The sequence below is a fragment of the Crocosphaera sp. Alani8 genome, from assembly GCF_038442745.1.
Lineage (GTDB): Bacteria > Cyanobacteriota > Cyanobacteriia > Cyanobacteriales > Microcystaceae > Crocosphaera.
In genome coordinates, this window is record NZ_JARVCN010000035.1 from 1 (window position 1) to 14,746 (window position 14,746).

At 39.0% G+C, this 14,746-nt stretch carries 15 protein-coding genes, 1 tRNA gene and 1 other RNA gene; 9 read left to right on the forward strand and 8 right to left on the reverse strand.

Annotation, left to right across the window (positions count from 1 at the left end; all coding sequences use genetic code 11):
* Positions 1–65: 65 nt before the first annotated feature.
* The 3 genes from P9B04_RS02900 to P9B04_RS02910 all read right to left on the reverse strand — a co-directional run bounded on the left by P9B04_RS02900 (position 66) and on the right by P9B04_RS02910 (position 2,190).
* Positions 66–290: a hypothetical protein gene (locus tag P9B04_RS02900; protein ID WP_342053498.1), complete on the reverse strand. Its 225-nt coding sequence runs from the start codon at positions 288–290 to the stop codon at positions 66–68.
* A gap of 1 nt (position 291) precedes the next feature.
* The gene (locus P9B04_RS02905; RefSeq protein ID WP_342053499.1) at positions 292–447 is read right to left on the reverse strand and encodes a hypothetical protein; all 156 of its coding nucleotides are present in this window, start codon (positions 445–447) and stop codon (positions 292–294) included.
* A 138-nt stretch (positions 448–585) separates the two neighbouring features.
* On the reverse strand, positions 586–2,190 hold the full coding sequence (locus P9B04_RS02910; RefSeq protein ID WP_342053500.1) for a type I restriction-modification system subunit M: 1,605 nt from the start codon (positions 2,188–2,190) through the stop codon (positions 586–588).
* A 224-nt stretch (positions 2,191–2,414) separates the two neighbouring features.
* Between P9B04_RS02910 and ssrA the strand changes: the two genes are divergently transcribed.
* Positions 2,415–2,801, forward strand: a transfer-messenger RNA (tmRNA) gene (gene ssrA, locus P9B04_RS02915).
* A 37-nt stretch (positions 2,802–2,838) separates the two neighbouring features.
* On the opposite strand, the gene P9B04_RS02920 is transcribed toward ssrA, so the two are convergent.
* The 3 genes from P9B04_RS02920 to P9B04_RS02930 form a co-directional block, all read right to left on the reverse strand.
* Positions 2,839–2,949: a delta-aminolevulinic acid dehydratase gene (locus P9B04_RS02920; protein WP_342053501.1), complete on the reverse strand. Its 111-nt coding sequence runs from the start codon at positions 2,947–2,949 to the stop codon at positions 2,839–2,841.
* Positions 2,950–3,181: 232 nt separating this feature from the next.
* Positions 3,182–3,982, reverse strand: coding sequence for a YwqG family protein (locus P9B04_RS02925; protein ID WP_342053502.1), 801 nt, complete (start codon positions 3,980–3,982; stop codon positions 3,182–3,184).
* A 220-nt stretch (positions 3,983–4,202) separates the two neighbouring features.
* Complete coding sequence (locus P9B04_RS02930) at positions 4,203–6,443, reverse strand: MASE1 domain-containing protein (protein WP_342053503.1); 2,241 nt, start codon at positions 6,441–6,443, stop codon at positions 4,203–4,205.
* Between the two features lie 180 nt (positions 6,444–6,623).
* Here P9B04_RS02930 and P9B04_RS02935 point away from each other — a divergent pair, with 180 nt between their 5' ends.
* The 4 genes from P9B04_RS02935 to P9B04_RS02950 all read left to right on the forward strand — a co-directional run bounded on the left by P9B04_RS02935 (position 6,624) and on the right by P9B04_RS02950 (position 11,157).
* Positions 6,624–7,256 carry a response regulator transcription factor gene (locus P9B04_RS02935; protein ID WP_342053504.1) on the forward strand — a complete coding sequence of 211 codons (633 nt, stop codon included), beginning with the start codon at positions 6,624–6,626 and terminating at the stop codon, positions 7,254–7,256.
* A 22-nt stretch (positions 7,257–7,278) separates the two neighbouring features.
* On the forward strand, positions 7,279–8,112 hold the full coding sequence (locus P9B04_RS02940; RefSeq protein ID WP_342053505.1) for a hypothetical protein: 834 nt from the start codon (positions 7,279–7,281) through the stop codon (positions 8,110–8,112).
* Positions 8,113–8,126: 14 nt separating this feature from the next.
* The gene (gene galE / locus P9B04_RS02945) at positions 8,127–9,167 is read left to right on the forward strand and encodes a UDP-glucose 4-epimerase GalE (RefSeq protein WP_342053506.1); all 1,041 of its coding nucleotides are present in this window, start codon (positions 8,127–8,129) and stop codon (positions 9,165–9,167) included.
* Positions 9,168–9,270: 103 nt separating this feature from the next.
* Complete coding sequence (locus P9B04_RS02950) at positions 9,271–11,157, forward strand: RNB domain-containing ribonuclease (protein ID WP_342053507.1); 1,887 nt, start codon at positions 9,271–9,273, stop codon at positions 11,155–11,157.
* Positions 11,158–11,189: 32 nt separating this feature from the next.
* On the opposite strand, the gene P9B04_RS02955 is transcribed toward P9B04_RS02950, so the two are convergent.
* Both P9B04_RS02955 and P9B04_RS02960 read right to left on the reverse strand, forming a co-directional pair.
* The gene (locus tag P9B04_RS02955; RefSeq protein WP_342053508.1) at positions 11,190–11,819 is read right to left on the reverse strand and encodes a DUF3177 family protein; all 630 of its coding nucleotides are present in this window, start codon (positions 11,817–11,819) and stop codon (positions 11,190–11,192) included.
* A 180-nt stretch (positions 11,820–11,999) separates the two neighbouring features.
* Positions 12,000–12,350: a hypothetical protein gene (locus tag P9B04_RS02960; RefSeq protein WP_342053509.1), complete on the reverse strand. Its 351-nt coding sequence runs from the start codon at positions 12,348–12,350 to the stop codon at positions 12,000–12,002.
* A gap of 207 nt (positions 12,351–12,557) precedes the next feature.
* Here P9B04_RS02960 and P9B04_RS02965 point away from each other — a divergent pair, with 207 nt between their 5' ends.
* From P9B04_RS02965 to P9B04_RS02980, 4 genes are all read left to right on the forward strand, one after another.
* On the forward strand, positions 12,558–12,812 hold the full coding sequence (locus tag P9B04_RS02965; protein ID WP_342053510.1) for a hypothetical protein: 255 nt from the start codon (positions 12,558–12,560) through the stop codon (positions 12,810–12,812).
* A 235-nt stretch (positions 12,813–13,047) separates the two neighbouring features.
* Positions 13,048–13,569 carry a (2Fe-2S) ferredoxin domain-containing protein gene (locus P9B04_RS02970; protein WP_342053511.1) on the forward strand — a complete coding sequence of 174 codons (522 nt, stop codon included), beginning with the start codon at positions 13,048–13,050 and terminating at the stop codon, positions 13,567–13,569.
* Between the two features lie 108 nt (positions 13,570–13,677).
* The gene (locus tag P9B04_RS02975; protein ID WP_342053512.1) at positions 13,678–14,337 is read left to right on the forward strand and encodes a response regulator transcription factor; all 660 of its coding nucleotides are present in this window, start codon (positions 13,678–13,680) and stop codon (positions 14,335–14,337) included.
* A 92-nt stretch (positions 14,338–14,429) separates the two neighbouring features.
* Positions 14,430–14,502 (forward strand) — tRNA-Thr (locus P9B04_RS02980).
* Positions 14,503–14,746 lie beyond the last annotated feature (244 nt).

Consider the following 14,746-nt stretch of genomic DNA (forward strand, 5'->3'; position numbering starts at 1 on the left):
TTCCCAAAATCTAGTTTGACAGGCACTTGATAGTTACAACTAAGTTGTAGGACAACGTCCGCTAACTAATACCCCACCCGCAAAAGTGACACGCTCCCATCATAAACAATAGGGGAATCATTAATAATATCTAATACATTAATGAACTTTCTACCTCGCCCATATTGGGATTTATCAGCATTAATACCATTCTTAAAATCTAGTATGTCGCCGAGATATTGAAGTTGTAAGTTTTCCTCAAACTCAGGAAATCGTAACGCAGGGACTGCTTTTTTTTCTTTCTTCTCCATGTTATCTATTAGCTAAAAGTTTATACATCAAACGAGTTTTTTTAGGCTTAATAATCACCTCTATTTCTAGATTATCTTGAATCTCCTCTGTGTATTCTTGAGGAATTACAATGGTTCCTCGATTCACCTTTGTTGTAAATTGAATGGTCTTAGTCATAGTTAGCTCTCCTTTTCTATTTTTATTAATAAGTTAGCGGTTTTGTATATCAAAAATCAAAAAGAATCCTACAGATTAATCTCCCCACACCTCCCACACTTCCCACCCTTCCCACACTCACCTAACTAAACACTGTTGTTATACAGGTGAATCAATCCCCAACTCATCACAAAAGTCTAAAAGTTCTCGGTCAATTGCCACCATATCCTTGTCAATTTGGCGAAGTTCCAAAGCAACAGCGTTGAGGTCAATCTCTTCCTCTTCTTCAAAGGTATCCACATAACGGGGAATATTGAGATTATAATCATTCTCCTCAATTTCTTCTAAGGATGCGCTGTAACTGTACTTATCTTCCTCTAACCGTTGTTCATAGGTAGTGACAATTTTTTCAATGTCCTGTTCCCTCAGATAATTCTGATTTTTCGCCTTTTCAAAATGTGCGCTGGCATCGATAAAAAGCACATCTTCCGGCTGTTCCCGACACTTTTTTAACACCAGAATACAGGTAGGAATACTGGTTCCGTAAAAGATATTAGCCGGCAAACCAATCACCGCATCCAGCCAATTCCGTTCTTTAATAATGTACTTCCGTATTCTGCCCTCGGCTGCCCCCCGAAATAACACCCCATGAGGCAACACCACCGCCATCATGCCATTATCATCCAAATGGTGGATCATGTGCTGTACAAAGGCAAAATCCGCCTTAGATTTGGGTGCTAATGACCCATACTGAGCAAAACGGTCATCTGACTCAAACAGCTTATTAGCACTCCATTTCGCCGAAAATGGGGGATTGGCCACCACCGCCTCAAACCGCTTTCCCAAATGTTGGGGACGCTCTAGGGTATCCTCCTGCTTTAAGCTAAAATTCCGATAGTGGACATTGTGCAGAATCATGTTCATACGAGCGAGGTTATAGGTGGTGCGGTTCATTTCTTGCCCGTAGTAATCCCCCACAGATTTCACCTCTTTGGCCACCCGTAACAGTAACGATCCTGAGCCACAGGTGGGTTCATACACCGATTTGAGGCGTTCTTTTCCTGTAGTGACAATCTTGGCCAGAACTTTGGACACCCCTTGGGGGGTATAAAATTCTCCTGCTTTTTTCCCTGCACCACTGGCAAATTCTCCGATAAGATACTCGTAAGCGTCCCCTAAAACATCGCTATCGGAATCTTCAAGACGAAAATCAATGGTATCGAGATGAACTAAGATTTTGGCAATCAGGGCGTTTTTATCTTTGGGAGTACGCCCCAATTTGGTCGATGTCAGGTCTAAATCTTCAAACAGGTGGTCAAAATCTTCCTCACTTTCACTGCCCATTGTTGAGCGTTCAATGCTGTTTAGCACTTGGGTGAGATCATCAAGAATGAATAGAGACTGCTCAAAATCTTCCTCTTTGACGTTCTCAGCATGAGCTTTACTTGTGCCTAATGCTCTTTTGGCCAGAGAACTAAACAATTCTTTGGGTTTCAGAAAATAGCCCAATCGATGAATGGAGTCCTCGGCAATGGCCTCTAGATATTCTTTTCCTTCCTCGGAATCTTCATCAATATCGAGAAAATCTAGGCCGTCCTCTTCGAGAATCTTATTGGCGTAAAGATGCTGACGCTCTGATAAATACTTATAGAAAATGAACCCTAGACAATAATCCCGAAATTCATCGGCATTCATTTTCCCCCGTAGGGAGTCCGCAATATTCCAAAGTTGGGCTTCTAACTGTTTTTTCTGTTCGTTGGTCATTAAGTTTGAGCGTTTCCTTAAGCCGTTATCTACGGCACTTTTTTCTTTATACCATCAGGTCACTCGAAATCACGATACCTTGATGATTGGTAAAGGTTTAGCATACTTCTCAGATTCCCCTCTTGTCTGAAGATACTCAAAACTTAGAAGAAGAAAAAGGGGAAGGAGTAGAAATACTCAGTGCTAAAGTAGATAGTTTTGTTTATAATTGGGACAGACCACATGGGGCCGCAACGGCTTCGACAGGTTGGCGAAATCCGAATTGTGATTCAGGCCGAGAGTGAGTCTCCTCTCGCAAATACAAGGCTCAAAAAAATAGTAACTGCGAACAACATCGTAAGCTTCAAGCGCGTAGCAGTAGCTGCGTAGAACTCTCAAATAGAGTCGCTTACCTCTGATCTGACTCCGTTAAGGACTCGGAGGTACCAACCCCAACGGATGCCCTTAATAGCTACCTCTGGTTAGCTGTTGAGCTAAGACTATACCAGAGCATCCCACCGTTCGGGATAATGAACGGTTCCTGTCTTGAGGATTAGAAAGACTAAGCCTGTGAATGAGCGGTAGGTAAATACCCAGTCTGGACAGCAGTTCGACTCTGCTCGGCTCCACTTATAAATACTCCGAGAAGGATGGGTAGCTCTTAACACGCTAATCCATCCTTGAGGCGTACCAAAAAGCCCAGAAGACCAATAAACCAAAAAGAGAAGTACCAAGAGCGATCGCAAAATTGTGGAAAGCGTGGGAGTCAATAAGAGTCATTTGGCTAAGTAGGTGAAAGACGTTACAGAAAATTTGGGGTGAGCCTTAATTACAAATATAATAAGTATTTCCTGAATCAATAAACCTGCTTAATTTAAACTTAATTTACTCTCAACAAAATAGTAATTCAAACAACCTACATTATATCATTCGTGTTGAGAATTTTCCACATCACTAGAATAAAAATCAGAGCTAATTTCTGTAGCTTTCTATATCTTAATCCAAAAACTAACTAACAGCAGTCATAAGAATAAATAACTCGACTAAAATCTAATTTTTTTAAAGCAGAGGGTTGAATAAAAAAGTTACCTACTCCCACATCTCCCCACATAATATCTGCGTCTTCATCAGAAACCATTTGAAACAATAGCTCGTAAGGTTCTATAGTTTCATCAAAATCCATTCTGGGATCATCTTGAGTAAAAAAGGGATAACCTCCCAGTTTATGTTCTTCTGCTTCGTATAAGTCGATATAATCGTCCAAAAGATCGTAATAATCTGGCTTTTCTTCTGTACCATTGACAAAATTTTCTATCATCTTTTCTAATCGATAATCATAACCACTAATTGGTTGATATTTTTGTTCAAATGTCAAAGAAAAACTGCCAATAAATGGCAACATTATATCAGGATCATCTATGCTTGGTAAGAAACTAAAATCAGTGATCAAATTGTTCTCATTCAAATCAATTTTATTAAAATAAATAACTCTAAAATAATTTTGCTCAGCTAAATCTTCGTCATTCATTCCATATAAATCATGATAGCTATCGATGTAAAACTGTAAAATTCCTTCTTGGGGAAAATTCTCTAATAATAACGTTTCAGAAAAATTAATTTGAGCTAATAACACTAGAGGATTTCCCTCTGGACTTTTGGGATAATTTAACTGTTTAGGAAAATAGGGATCTCCACCAAACTTACTCTCCCACAAAGTCATTTTGTTATTAAAAGAAGGGGTGATTTTCAGATAGAGTTTTTGGGTTGCTTCTAACTCGTTGCGTAGATTTTCTAAAAGAGGAGGAAGCTTCATAAGAATTAGGGAACTTAATATACGACAGCAATCTTTATTTTTATTTTCAGATCAAGAGTATTGCCATAATCTTGATCTGAAAATAACCTAACTAAACTTTTGTTCTGCTGTATTTTTATTTTGACAGCAAAGTTACTAACCTGGAAGCTTGTTAATATTTAATTAAGAAATTATCCTTTATTCCGGGTTAAGTAAAAACCTTTTTGCACTTCAATAAAGTTTAACCTACAGCAGAAGGTTGATTTGTAGCGACAGGGAGAGTAAACCAAAATTGACAGCCATTGCCAGGGGTACTTTCTACCCCAATTTTGCCCCCATGAGCCTCAATAATTTGACGACATTGATATGAACCTAACCCAATACCTGTTCTACGTCGATCGTGTAAACTGCGAAGGTATAATTTAAACAGTTGATCGCATTGTTGCTCACCCATTCCTATGCCATTATCCGTTAAACGGCAATGAATCATCCCGTTATCAACTGTTACATCAATACCTAAATTAACCCCAGGAGGATTATGTTTTAAAGCATTAGTAACCAAATGTTCAAACACTTGATGAAGTTTATCTTTATCCACACAAACCAAAGGTAAATTGTGAGAAAGATTATAAGTCAAACTAGCTTGGTTTTGTTGTAGTAAGGGTTGCCATTTTTTAATTAGTTCCTGGAGAAAACTAGATAAACACAATGGTTTACAATGAATCATTAAAGGGCGTTCTTCACAAAAATGATCTTCAGAAAGGGCATTAATAAGAGTTAATTGACGCTCACTACTATTAATCATCCTATCTAGAATAGACCGAGATAAAGCTAAACTATCTCCAGGGCGGTTTTCCAGATTCTTGAGTAACATGAGAAGACCCATAATAGAGGTACGCAAATCGTGGGAAACCGCTTGTAAAAACACCGCTTTCATATCGTGCAACTTTTGCACTTCGGTAATTTTTTCTTGAAGCTGATAAGTGCGTTCTTGTACCTGTTTTTCTAAATTACAATTTAACTGTTGTACTTTTTGATAGAGTTGTGCCTGACTCATAGCAATCATAACTTGTCCAGCCAATTGTTCTAATAATTCTACCTCTTGTTTGTGCCAATCACGGACTCCCAAACATTGATGAGCGACCAATAAACCCAAGGGTTTACCATCCCGATGTAAAGGAACAACCATAGCAGCTTTGATCTGATAACGTTGAGTATATTCTTCTACCTTCGCTGATAAATTCAATTCCGTAATATCATTAGCAATAAAAGTTTGCCCCTGGGTAAAAAGAGAGGGTAAATCTGTTAGTAAATCATCCTGAGCATTGCCCCCCAATAGACTAGGATAGTAATCATTAAGGGACTCAGCCACCACCTCAATAAGTCCTCCATCTTGCCAAGAAGCAATGAACACCCGATCGGCTTGAGTTAACTGACGGATTTCCGTTACCGTTGTCTTGAGAATTTTTTGTAAATCCAGAGATTGACGAATTTTTAGAGATACTTTCGCCAACAGATGATCCCTTTCCAAAGTCGCCCTTAACTGTCGTTCTGTCTGTTGTCTTTCCGTAACAGCTGCCGATAATAATAAAGCCGTCCCACTAACAATTACAACAAACATTTGTAAGAGTAAAATAGTCTGAGTTTGAGATTGCCCGAAGATTTCCATGGCAAACGGACCCTCTCCTTGAGTGGTTCCTGCGATCGCCAATAAAGCCAAAGACAAACTACCTAAAACAGATCCCCAAGTTTGGAAGCGAATAGCAGCCCAAACTACTACAGCGAAAGGGATGTATTCACAATAGCGAGCATTACTCAAACTTCCTTGCGTAAAAATTCCCAGTTCGGTATGACCAGAAAAAACAATCCAACTCAACCCGATAAGTAGTCCTCCGCAGATGATCGCTTCAAGAACTCGCTGTTTGCGATGAAGGCGAAATAAGCCGCCAGTATCGAGGTAAATTCGTAAGAGAAGGGGTGTGACCAACAGAACACTACTACAGTCTCCCAACTCCACCATCCACCAACGGGAGGCAAAATCCTGCCAGTTTAGATAGTTTGTGGAAAATAAGGCAATGGTGGTTAAGGTTGCATTTACACAAGGAGCCACTATTCCTGCTAACAATAGCAATCTCGTTACGTCATCGAGGCGCGACAAACGACAGGAAAAATTGCCCCAACGCAACAATTTAAACCCTAGCCAAGCAGAGAGAGTGCTACCCAGAGCAGAACCTAAAATTAGTTGCCATTCTGCCCCTAAGTTAAACATTAGTACGGCATCACTCAGAAGAATACCTAACCAAATTTTTTCCCCGTAGATCAGTAATGCGGTTAGAGCGATACCCGTGGGCAGCCAGAGAGGAGCTACTTCGATATTGGGGTTAACATTTGAGTGAGCCAATAAACCACTACCCCAGTAAGCTAAGGCCACTGGGAAGACCATAATAGAAAACCATTGCCAGGGAAGACGAGGTGAAGCCATAAAATTTAACCCTCTCACTCTAACTTAAAGATTGCCTAATTAGACAATCTTTTTACCTCCCCTAGATGGGTGAATTTAAGCACAAGTGCAGGTTTCTGTGAAGATGTTTTTTGAAAAATACTGATTTTTTTAAACTTTTGGCATATTGTTAATAGAGTTCCCTGTTAGTTGGTTATTCTGATGCGAATTTTAATTGTCGAAGACGACCCCTTGATGCAACTAGGTCTAGAACAAGCTTTAAGCGAACATCCTGATTTTGAGATTGTAGGACAAGCAGAAGACGGCTATACTGGCGTTCAACAGGCACTGCAACTCAAACCAGATCTAGTGGTTATGGATATTGGACTGCCCCGTTTAGACGGTATTGCTGCCACTAAACAAATCAAAGAACAGTTACCGGATATCCACATTGTTATGCTCACGTCTCATACCCTACAAACCGAAGTAGTGGCAGCTTTATCCAGTGGTGCCGATGCTTATTGTATCAAAGGAGCTAGTTTGGAGCGGTTATTGGCAGCCATCGAGGCAGCTCAAGACGGAGCAACCTATCTCGATCCCCAAATCGCACGGTTGGTTCTAGATAATTTGAAACCCCCAACCCCAGAACCGAATCAAAATATTAGCTTATTATCGGAACGGGAATTAGAGGTTTTGAAATTAATTGTAGAAGGGAAAAGTAATAATGAAATTGCTGAAGATTTATATCTAAGTACCAATACAATTAAAACCCATGTTCGAGGTATTATGAATAAATTAGCAGTAGATGATCGGGTACAGGCTGCGGTCGTTGCTTTGCGATCGGGTTTAGTTTAACAGTTTTACTTTCTTAAAAACCATGAAAAATCAGGATGTTATTGTCTTAGGGAGTGGTTGTTCTATCCTTGACTTATCACCACCAGAAATTGACTATATTAATAACTGTGAGGTGATTATTGCCATTAATAAATTTATGGCTTTCTATCAGAAATCGAAAATTTTACCCACTCATGTTTATTTTGTTGATGCTTATGACAAATCGACAGTTCGTTTTTTACAATATATTTTTGATGTTTGTCGCAATAATAAATTAGAAAATTTGACTTTTATTTTGAATCAGAAGGTTATGGGATTCCCTCTCACTGGTCAAAGATTTTGTGCTTCAAACTTAGCTTTTTATATCAAAAATAAATATTTAGGTATAGAGAAAAGTATTCATTCTCGACTATTTAATGGAGAGAAAACAAATTCCAACCTATTTTTAGTCCCCCCAAAATGCTCTTTTGAGTTTATTTCCCACGAACACTGGTTAGACGGTAATCAATGGAGCGATACCTTAAAAAAACCTCTTTTTCACTATCGCGGAAGTTTAAGCACTGTTTTAAATTATATTTCCATAAAATACCCCAATCTCCCTATTAAGCTATTAGGAGTAGACTTTAATTCCCCAGGTTACTTCTTTCAAGAAGAGCTAGAAAAACTTAACTTCTCCTGGCAAGATTGGACGACAGAAATAACGAAGGAAAAGAAAACCCATTTTAGTGCTATTTCTTACAAAGGAACAACAATTTTCGATAAATTTGATTTCATACTTGCTAAACTGAAAGAAACGGGAAATGAGTTATATAGTTGTAATCCCCAGAGTTTGTTAGTCGAGAAAGGCTTCACAAAACATAAAAATGTTATGACCTAAAGAAAACACAATAAATGGCTGAACTCGATGATTATGCACAGTTAAACTTTTTAGAAACATTATTAAGTAATAAAGGTAAAATTTTAGTAACGGGAGGAGCAGGTTATATTGGCTCCCACGTAGTTTTAACCCTCAAAGATGCCGGTTATGACGTAATTGTTTTTGATAATTTAATCTACGGTCATCAAGATTTAGTTGAAACAGTTTTAAATGTAGAATTAATTGTGGGAGATATTAGCGATCGCCCTTTATTAGATGATCTTTTTCAACAACATTCTATCGATGCAGTTATGCACTTTGCTGCTTTTGCTTATGTAGGAGAATCTATTCAAGACCCGCAAAAATATTACCGAAATAATGTTGCCAATACCCTCATATTATTAGAAGCTATGAAAGCAGCTTCTATTGATAAACTAGTCTTTTCTTCTACTTGTGCTACCTACGGAGTAGCTGAATTTTCTCCCATTACAGAAAAACATCCCCAGCAACCAATTAATCCCTATGGTGGTAGTAAATTAATGGTAGAGCAAATCCTCAAAGATTTCTCCAAAGCTTACAATTTTAACTATGTTTGTTTCCGCTATTTTAATGCAGCAGGAGCGCATCCGGAAGGGTTACTAGGAGAAGATCACGACCCAGAACCTCATCTAATTCCTTTAGTTCTTTTAACAGCTTTAGGGGTACGAAAATTTATTTCTATTTTTGGCACAGATTATCCCACCCCAGATGGTACTTGTATTCGAGATTATATTCATGTTCTTGATATTGCCCAGGCTCATCTTTTAGGATTAGAATACTTACAAAATGGAGGAAAATCCGATGTATTTAATTTAGGAAACGGCAGTGGATTTTCTATTCAAGAAGTGATTGATACTGCCATTAAAGTGACCCAAAGAGACATTAATGTAAAGATTGGCGATCGCCGCCTGGGAGATCCCCCCATTTTGGTCGGTAGCGCAGAGAAAGCGACTAAAATTTTAGGATGGAAACCACAATATTCTAGTTTAGAAGATATAGTGGCTCACGCCTGGCAATGGCATCAAAAAAGACATTAAACACAGGTTAATATAGATATAAGAAAGAATCTTATTTAAGCTTTGTCCTCTCCCCACTCCCTCAACCGAAACATTGGTAAACTCCATTGGAAACTGCTATTAGATGACCCCTTCTCCTATTCCTCGCAATGAAATCCATAAACTGATCGAAGAACCCTTAAGTATCAATGATAGAGAACCAGTTTTAGGGTTTACCATCGATGGTGAAACCTCAAAGGATTTAGACGATGCTTTGTGGATAGAACCCCGTGGCTCAGGAGTGGTTATTTCCGTCCATATTGCCGATGTTACCGCTCTAGTTCCCCTCAACTCCCAATTAGAACAACAAGCATTTTTAGCAGTGGAAACCCGTTATCTAGCCACAGGAAACAAACCCATGTTTCCTCGTCAGTTATCTGAAGATAAACTATCCTTGCTAGAAAATGAACCCCGATGGACCATTACTATTCAGGTTACCCTAGATGAGTCAGCCAATATCCAGCAAACCGAACTCTTATCCACCCATCTAACCAGCATCAAAAGATTCTCCTACGAGAACGCTGATCAAACCCTGCACAACCCTGCACAACCCCTGTTCCAACTCTTACGTTACTGCGAACTATGGGCGCAAAAACTCGCCTGGAAACGGCAAAATCGAGGGGCTTTTGGACAAAGTACCATCGGGGGGGTTACTTTGGACGAGGAAGGGCGATTAATCGAAACTCCCCTGTACCATTCCCAACAAATTATCCAAGAATTCATGGTGTTGGCTAATACTGCTGTAGCTAGTTTAGCCGAGCAACATAAGTTACCTATCTTGTACCGTAATCATACTGCCTCTGCCGTTGCACCAGAAAGCCAACTTTTAATTGAAACCTTAACTACTTTAGGACTTCGCGAATTGGTTCGTCAGAAGCTACAAAGCTGGTTAAATCCTGCTACCTATTCCCCTGCTGTCATTGGACATTTTGCCCTCTGTCTTCCTGCTTATACCCATTTTACCTCCCCTATCCGTCGTTTTGCTGATTATGTTAATCATCGCATTCTCAAGGCGGTTTTCATTGAACACAAAGAATCTCCCTATCAACTGGAAGAATTAAGGGACATCGCCCAACATATCAACGAAACAAAACAAGAAGTTAGGGAAAAACGTAACGAGCATTTTCGAGAACAACGTCTGGCTAAAACCGTCACCATTCTTAACCAACAAGAGACTATTCCCACCCTATCAGATAAAGAATTCTCTCAAATTCTCAAAGATAGTCTCAAAGTTTCCAAATTAGACAAATTGGTACCGGAAGCCAAGCAAAGACTAGAAAATCGTACCCTCAAAGGTTCAGATTTATACTATTTGGTTTTTGGAGAATACGAAAATCTCCAGAATCAAACTTTGATAAAAGACCAGTTATTAAACTTTTTAGAAGAACAACCCACTTTAGGAACTCAAATCTTACAAATCGCCGCAACCATGACCCAAACTACCGTCGAATATATAGAGAGAACAACAACTTCGGGACAATTTGCTTTCTGGACGGTATTTGAACAACAAACCACTATTCAACCCTCTGTGGGGAACAGCAAACAGGTTGCTAAACATCAATCTAATTGCTATTGGTTACAAAGTAAACTTGAATACAGACTACAAAAGGTAACAGATATCGATGAGGCTGTTTTAGAGGAGCAAGTCATGGAAGAACCCCAGATGTCAGTGCCTTCCCTTGTTACCGAAGAACCACTAGACTTATCGGCGGTTCCTCCAGAGGCCTTGAGCAATACGATCGCTTATTTACACACCACATTACAACGAGCGAAACTGAAAAATCCCACCTACTCCTACCGGCCAATGGGCAATCAATGGTGCTGTTTGTGTCGAGTTGAATGGGTAAATAATATTCTCATTGAAACAGAAGCTCTAGGAAAAACTAAGAAAGAAGGGAAAACCCAAGCTTCCTTAAAAGCAATTATCGATTTACAAAGTTATGGGGTTGAGTCCGAAGAACCCTCAGATTAAAGATTTAATTCCTAACACCGAACTTAGATCAGTTAGTGTTCTAGGGCCGATCTTCCTTGCTTTCCAAGACGAATGAATAAAAAATAAGCAAAATAGAGAACATAGATCGATAATCCCAGTAAGCCAAGAAATCCCATAAATGCTGGGGTTGTATCTCCATGAACGATAGACCAATAACCCACCGGAGCTTGTATCCAAACTTGACAAGAGGGGTTTTCTAAACTGCTTGGGGACATGGCACAGGAGAGAAAAGGTACACGAATCATCGCCCCGATACTACCATAAACGGTGATTGCCCAACGCCAGGAAGTTACCATTAACTTTAGGGAACTCCCTGGTAAATCTTTGATTTCATCGTTCAAATCTACCCAAAACCACAAAGATACTGGAATAAGAATACGGGCAACTAAAGCGGTAATAAACCCCATTTGTCCACAAAATGCCTCGAAAGGGGAATTTTCACCTATCCAACCGGGTGACAATAAATACACTGTGATCAACAGTAAACTAGCCACACGCCAATAAATGATTAATAAACGTCCAATAGCATCAACCTGTTTGAGTAAAGCCCAAATCGTTAAAATTAAAGGTATAATAACCGTAAATACAATTGCGAGTCGATAATCAGTCCAAATAAACGGTTGAAACCAAAGTTCTTCCATAATGGTTATTAATTCTGTTAAAAATACTTCAATTACTTTAAAGGTTTTCTGCTTGTTTTACCACTTTTGCTGCTTAACGAACCTAAGTTGGAATTTTTCTCTGCGATCGGGGAAAAGATTATATTTAACCTGTTGACTAACTGTGTAAAAAGTTCACACAGTTAGTCATAGCACCAGCTATTATGGCTGTTGGTTTTGATTATTAAAATCCGCAGAATTACCTACACCTTGCGCTTCGAGAAGTTGTCTTTGTGCTTCTCGAAAGGAGTCAGCTGCTTCAGACAGATTCGTTCTTGTATCATCGGCGAACTCACTACCATTACGACTTCTCTCTAAATTAGCTCGGTGCATGAGGTCTAGAGGATTCATAAAATTCCCTAAATCTCCGTTGGGATCTCTCTCATTGCTCTGATAAGTGTCCTTATCCACTCGATCAATGGATTGAGCTACGGTTAGAGGTGCTAACCCTACAGTAGTGCCTAAAAGGGCTAGAAACACTACTAATTTTTTAGTTATAGATTGGTTTAACATGATAGATTCTCTCTACACACCTTATATATACAAGGAACCCAGAGGTGATTATACCTTTGGGACAACTATTAATTGCGATCATAATAGATTTTGTCTTAATTGGTTCAACAAAGTTATTCAGGAGTAACCGGATTTAGCTTTGAGATTCAACAATGTAAGACTGTAAGCTATGCTAGAATCAGCGTCCAGCCAGTCACTATTACAAAAATGAATCAAACCGGATCTCCTGCTCAGTTTTTAACCCCCGAAGAATCAGCGGATGTGGATAAAGCCTTATTAACCGCTCCAGAAAAATTCTTAACTCGTCTAACCATCTCCTCTTTAAGACTACTAACCATAATTGCTCAAGATTTAGATGTTTCTCTCGAAGATTTAACCCATCAACAAGTCATTGATTGGTTTGAAAAAGACGGAAAAATACGGCGGGAAAAAGGGCCAGATGAGGCTGTTTTGAAATGGTAACTCAAGAGAACAAGTCCTTCAAATTAATGTTCTGATACCTTATTAAAGTCAGAAAAATTTAGATATTTATAACGGATAACACTGAGACTTTAAAAGTAAAACATACAAGCAACTCAATAGAATTACTGAAACCTATTTAACAAAGATAAATTTTCTCACAAATCGGGCTTTTATGCTTCCGAGAAATTTCATTCTGTCCTAAAATAAAAGATGAATCCTTCTGGAATAAATATAAATGAATCAACCCGTTATCAATACTTCAGGAGAAATAGCACCCAATATTAAAAAACCAGTAGAATCCTCAGATAGTTTATCCAAAGCGATTCAAACCCTCGGACTTACTCGGATTCAAAAACATTTGTTCCTTTGTGCAGACCAAACAAAACCAAAATGTTGCTCTAAAGCTGCCAGTATAGAAGCATGGGACTATTTAAAACGTCGTCTCAAAGAACTAGGACTTGACAAAGCAACCGAAGCAAATCCCTCTTGCATTTTTCGCACCAAAGCCAATTGTTTACGAGTTTGTATGCAGGGACCTATACTTGTGGTCTATCCCGATGGAGTTTGGTATCGTCAAGTAACCCCAAACGTTATTGAACGTATTATTCAAGAACACCTTATTAACAATCAAATTGTACAAGACTATGCGTTTTGTACCCATACTTTACCCGAACCCTTGAATAACTCTCAACTAAAAACTATTGAAGACCAGTCTATTGAAATCAATGATGAGCCAAAAGACCTAAAGACATCATAAAATGTCAATTATAACGGCCAACATTGATTAAGATCTTACTAAGACAGTCTTAATCTCCACAAATACTTCTAAACAGAATCCTTATCAAAATTCACCCGAGAAAAGAATATGGCACCCTCAAAAGATAGCTCCCAGAAGGATAATAAGCATTTACTTTTAGTTGATGACGATCCTAACCTAGTTTTGCTGGTAAAAGATTATCTAGAATTCCAGGGATATGAAGTAACTACAGCGGAAAATGGTAAAGAAGCTCTAGACACATTAACCAAACAGGTTCCGGATATGATCATTTGCGATGTCATGATGCCGGAAATGGATGGTTATGCTTTGATTGAAAAGGTGCGTCAAGACGCTCGCACCAATTGGGTTCCTGTGATGTTTCTTTCTGCAAAAGGACAAAGCCAAGATCGGGTCAAAGGACTTAACACAGGGGCTGACGTTTATATGGTAAAGCCTTTTGAACCAGATGAGTTAGTAGCTCAGGTAGAATCTTCCCTCAAACAAGCAGGCCGTTTGATGCGTCACAAAGCTAATATCTCCTTTGATGAAGGTAGCCGTATTCAAGTTCCTAGTAATGTGGAATTGACCCCAACGGAAACAAAAGTAGTTCAGTTGGTTGCTCAGGGACTTTCTAACCGAGACGTGGCAGAAAAACTAAGTGTTAGTCAACGCACTATTGAAAGTCATGTCTCTAATATGCTTAACAAAACTAATCTACACAACCGAACCGAGTTAGCACGTTGGGCAATTGAAAATAGTATTGCTTAATCTGTGTTGTGGTTTATGTTATAATTACTTCAATAATCTAGTTTTAACCTAGATAAAGTGCCGAGTGGCTGGTTTTTAACCAGTTCTCCATTGCTTCCTTAGCTCAGTTGGTAGAGCAACTCACTTGTAATGAGTAGGTCGTCGGTTCAAGTCCGACAGGGAGCTTATAAGAGGATAAACAGTAGTTTTAGTTCTGTAAAGTAACCTTAAATTACCTAAAATAAGGTCTAGGGACTTTTATCATCAAGTAGTTCCATCTCTTATGGGTTAAAGTGCGATCGCTTGATACGGGATGTCTATTTTGAAAAAGTTAAAGATGTCTAGAGCCTCCCGTAGAAGCAGGCAAACCTCATAGTGATACCAAATCCGCTCTTTTTAACCCCCTTATAAAACCCTTTACTAATAGATG

Bases quoted from the DNA above. Each gene is read 5' to 3' on its own strand.
- P9B04_RS02950 (WP_342053507.1), top strand. From the start codon at position 9,271: ATGACCCCTTCTCCTATTCCTCGCAATGAAATCCATAAACTGATCGAA.
- P9B04_RS02910 (WP_342053500.1), bottom strand. From the start codon at position 2,190: ATGACCAACGAACAGAAAAAACAGTTAGAAGCCCAACTTTGGAATATT.
- P9B04_RS02905 (WP_342053499.1), bottom strand. From the start codon at position 447: ATGACTAAGACCATTCAATTTACAACAAAGGTGAATCGAGGAACCATT.
- P9B04_RS02930 (WP_342053503.1), bottom strand. From the start codon at position 6,443: ATGGCTTCACCTCGTCTTCCCTGGCAATGGTTTTCTATTATGGTCTTC.
- P9B04_RS02935 (WP_342053504.1), top strand. From the start codon at position 6,624: ATGCGAATTTTAATTGTCGAAGACGACCCCTTGATGCAACTAGGTCTA.
- P9B04_RS02955 (WP_342053508.1), bottom strand. From the start codon at position 11,819: ATGGAAGAACTTTGGTTTCAACCGTTTATTTGGACTGATTATCGACTC.
- P9B04_RS02920 (WP_342053501.1), bottom strand. From the start codon at position 2,949: ATGACTCTTATTGACTCCCACGCTTTCCACAATTTTGCGATCGCTCTT.
- P9B04_RS02940 (WP_342053505.1), top strand. From the start codon at position 7,279: ATGAAAAATCAGGATGTTATTGTCTTAGGGAGTGGTTGTTCTATCCTT.
- P9B04_RS02900 (WP_342053498.1), bottom strand. From the start codon at position 290: ATGGAGAAGAAAGAAAAAAAAGCAGTCCCTGCGTTACGATTTCCTGAG.
- P9B04_RS02975 (WP_342053512.1), top strand. From the start codon at position 13,678: ATGGCACCCTCAAAAGATAGCTCCCAGAAGGATAATAAGCATTTACTT.
- P9B04_RS02965 (WP_342053510.1), top strand. From the start codon at position 12,558: ATGAATCAAACCGGATCTCCTGCTCAGTTTTTAACCCCCGAAGAATCA.
- P9B04_RS02960 (WP_342053509.1), bottom strand. From the start codon at position 12,350: ATGTTAAACCAATCTATAACTAAAAAATTAGTAGTGTTTCTAGCCCTT.
- P9B04_RS02925 (WP_342053502.1), bottom strand. From the start codon at position 3,982: ATGAAGCTTCCTCCTCTTTTAGAAAATCTACGCAACGAGTTAGAAGCA.
- galE (WP_342053506.1), top strand. From the start codon at position 8,127: ATGGCTGAACTCGATGATTATGCACAGTTAAACTTTTTAGAAACATTA.
- P9B04_RS02970 (WP_342053511.1), top strand. From the start codon at position 13,048: ATGAATCAACCCGTTATCAATACTTCAGGAGAAATAGCACCCAATATT.